This is a genomic window from Micrococcus sp. KRD070, from assembly GCF_017168435.1.
GTDB lineage: Bacteria > Actinomycetota > Actinomycetes > Actinomycetales > Micrococcaceae > Micrococcus > Micrococcus luteus.
Map to the genome: position 1 here is coordinate 46,575 of NZ_JABFNH010000017.1, position 3,267 is coordinate 49,841.

The window sequence follows — 3,267 nt, forward strand, 5'->3', positions numbered from 1 at the left end:
GTGCGGGGTGGCGTCCATGCCCGCCACCCTAGCCACGGCTCCGGACGCGAGACCCGGGCCGCCGGGCGCCCGCCCGGTGTCCGTCCCGGGGTTCAGCCGAACACGCGCGCGGCCAGCAGCGACGGCGCCGTCAGCAGCCGGCGGGCCAGCTCCACGCGGCGGCGCTCCTGCACCGCGATCGCCTTCTCGTAGTAGCCCACGAGCTGCTCGCACAGCACCGGCCAGGTCCGGCCCTGCACCGACGCCCACGCCGCGTCGGCGAACGCGGCCCGCTTGACGTCGTCGTACACGAGGTCCGCGACGTGGCGGCGCAGCTCGTCCAGCTCGCCGGGCGGGTAGAGCCAGCCGGTGCGGGAGGCGTCCACGATGTCGAGGGGGCCGCCGCGGCCGACGGCGACGACGGGCACGCCCGAGGCCATCGCCTCCTGCAGTGTCTGGCCGAAGGTGTCGGACTCGCCGGGGTGCACGAACAGGTCCAGGCTGGCCACGTGGCGTGCGAGGTCCTCGCCGCCCTGGAAGCCGGCGAAGTGCGCGCCGGGCAGCTCCCGCTCGAGCTGTTCGCGCAGCGGCCCGGAGCCGATGACCACGAGGCGGGTGCCCGGCAGGTCCGAGAGCACGCGCAGGTCCCCGACCTGCTTCTCGTGCGCCAGCCGCCCCACGAAGCCCACGAGCTTCTCGCCGTTCGGGGCGAGCTCGGCGCGCAGCGCCTCGTCCCGCTTGGCGGGATGGAATCGGCGGGAGTCGACGCCGCGGCCCCACAGGTGCACGCGTCGCACCCCCTGGCGGTGCAGCTGTCGGACGGTGAACGACGACGGCGCGAGCGTCAGCGTGGCCGTGTTGTGCAGGCGCGCCACGTGGCTCCACAGGACGTCCTCCAGCCACGGGGCGCCGTACCGGGCCGCGTAGCCGGGGACCTCGGTCTGGTAGACGGCCACGGAGGGGATGCCGAGCTCCTCGGCCGCCTGCACCGCGCGCCAGCCCAGCACGAAGGGGGAGGCGATGTGCACCACGTCCGGGGCGAAGTCGGCGAGCATGCCGCGCAGCCGGCCCACCGTGCCGGCGGCCACCCGCACGGAGGTGTACCCGGTCAGGGGCACGGAGGGCAGGGTGCGCACGGGGAAGCCCTCGACCTCGCGGGGGGCCTCACCGGCGCCCGCGCGTTGGGTCCACCCGGCGGACCACGAGGCGGCCGGGGCGACCACCATCGCCTCGTCGCCCCGTTCCCGCAGGTGCCGCAGCACCTGGAGGATGGAGTTGGTGACCCCGTTCATATGGGGCAGGAACGATTCGGCGACCACGACGACACGCACGTGGCCGACGCTAAGGACCCCGGACCACGGCCGGGACACCCGCCGACGACGGCCCGGTGACCCCGCGGTGAACTCTCGGGACGCGTGACGGTCGTCGCACCGGCCCGCGCGGCCCGCCCCGTCCAGGCGCCGCCCGGAGTCGGGTGGCACCATGGACGGGTGAGTTCCCGCCCCGCTGCGCCCCGCCTGCTGCGCCCCGTCCCCCTGCCGCTGTGGCTGCAGGGGGTGGTTGAGGCGCTCGTCACGGCGATGATCAGCCTGCTCGCGGTCACGGTCCCCACCCTCGCGGTGTGGGCCACGGGCGGGTTCGAGCGGCCGACCATCGAGGGCGCCGTCCAGGTGGGCGGCGTCCTGTGGCTGGCCCTGCACGCGGTGCCCGTCACCGTGGCCACGGCCATGCCCACCGCGCCGGATCACCTCATCACCGGCACGGCGTGGCTCGTGCCGTGGGGCCTGACCCTGGTCCCGCTCGCGCTGTCCTGGCGGGCCGGCCGGCGCCTGGCCCGCGCGTCCTACCGGGACCAGGCGTGGCAGGCCTTCGTGGGCGCGGTGGGGGCCTACGCCCTGGTGGGGCTGGCCGTGGCGTTCCTGCCCGGCACGGACGAGCTGACGGCCCACCCCGCCCCGGCGGCGCTGCTGCCCGCCCTGCTCTTCGGCGTCGCCGCCCTCGCGGGGGCGCGGCGCGAGGCCGGCACCTGGGCGCACCTGATCGGCCTGGACCTCACGGAGCGGATCTCGCGGCGGTCGCAGTACGAACGCTGGGCCGGCTCGTACGCGTGGTCCGTGGTGCGCGCCGCGGTCGTCGCCGTGCTCGCCCTGACGGGTCTGAACGCGCTGCTCGTGGCGGGGCGGCTGGCCGTCGAGTGGACCGCCGTCGTCACCGTGGCCGAGGCGATCGGGGGCGGCCCGCTGGGCGGCCTGCTGGTGGCGCTGCTGCAGATCGGCTGGCTGCCCACGTTCACCGCGTGGTCGATCGCGTGGACGGCGGGCCCGGGGTTCTCCGTGGGCGCGGACAGCCTCTACTCCGTGTTCGGCGCGACGCCGGCCACCGCGCCCGCCCTCCCGGCGCTGGGTGCGCTGCCCGGGACGTGGTCGCCGTGGCAGCTGCTCCTGCTGGCCGTGCCGATCGGCGCCGGCGCCGTGGCCGGCGTGTGGCTGCTGCGGGAGGGGGAGAACCACCTCGACGACTGGCTGCACACCCGCCACGGCAGCCGCGCGGTGTCCCTGACGCTGTCCACGCTGGCCCTGGCCGTGCTCACCGGACTGCTCACGGGGCTGCTGCTGCTCGTGCCGCTGGCCCTCACCTCCGGGACGCTCGGGCTCGGCACGCTGACGGACATCGGCTCCCACGTCTGGGCGGTGTGCGCCGCCGTCGCCGGGTGGGTCGCGCTGGGCTGCGCGGCCGGCTACCTCACCGCCCTGGCCGTGGCCGGGCACCGGGACGGGACGACGGCGGTGCCGCGGTCCGGCGACCGCGCCTCGGGCCTGCGCGACCGGCCGTCCCCGCGCCGGGCGCGGGACTGACGCCCGCGGCTCAGGGCCGCAGCTGGGGCACCCCCGTGCGCTCCTCCACCTGACGGGTGAACTCGTCCGCGCACGCCTGCTGCGCCCGCACGGTGAGCGCGGAGGCGCTGCACTGCTCGAGCTGGACCGTCGCGTCCCACGCGAGCAGCGGCAGCGCCGCCGTCGTCATGCCCATCAGCGCCATCGCCATGCCGGCGGACGCCACCGCGCGGGGCAGCCCCGAGCGCTCGGCGCCGCGGCTCGTGACCCACACGCGCACGCCGAGCACGAGGGCGACCAGCCCCAGCGCGAGGGCGATCAGCTTCCACGGCAGCACGAGGGAGAAGGAGAGCACCATCCCCAGCAGCGCCACGGACTGCCACAGCAGGGCACGGCCGGTGCGGACGCGGCCGGGGTCCGGGGCGCCCGGCTGTGGCAGTCCGTGGCGCTGCTG

3 protein-coding genes are annotated in these 3,267 nt (G+C 76.6%); 1 reads left to right on the top strand and 2 read right to left on the bottom strand.

Annotated features, from left to right (window positions below; genetic code table 11):
- Positions 1–92 precede the first annotated feature (92 nt).
- A complete protein-coding gene (locus tag J1M38_RS05470) occupies positions 93–1,310 on the bottom strand; it encodes a glycosyltransferase family 1 protein (RefSeq protein WP_144879209.1) in 1,218 nt (405 codons plus the stop codon).
- A 159-nt stretch (positions 1,311–1,469) separates the two neighbouring features.
- Between J1M38_RS05470 and J1M38_RS05475 the strand changes: the two genes are divergently transcribed.
- On the top strand, positions 1,470–2,834 hold the full coding sequence (locus tag J1M38_RS05475; RefSeq protein WP_255502828.1) for a DUF6350 family protein: 1,365 nt from the start codon (positions 1,470–1,472) through the stop codon (positions 2,832–2,834).
- Between the two features lie 10 nt (positions 2,835–2,844).
- Here the strand turns inward: J1M38_RS05475 and J1M38_RS05480 are convergent, their stop codons facing one another.
- Positions 2,845–3,252 (bottom strand): hypothetical protein, encoded by a 408-nt coding sequence (locus J1M38_RS05480; RefSeq protein WP_206501203.1) that lies wholly within the window; start codon positions 3,250–3,252, stop codon positions 2,845–2,847.
- Positions 3,253–3,267: the final 15 nt, after the last annotated feature.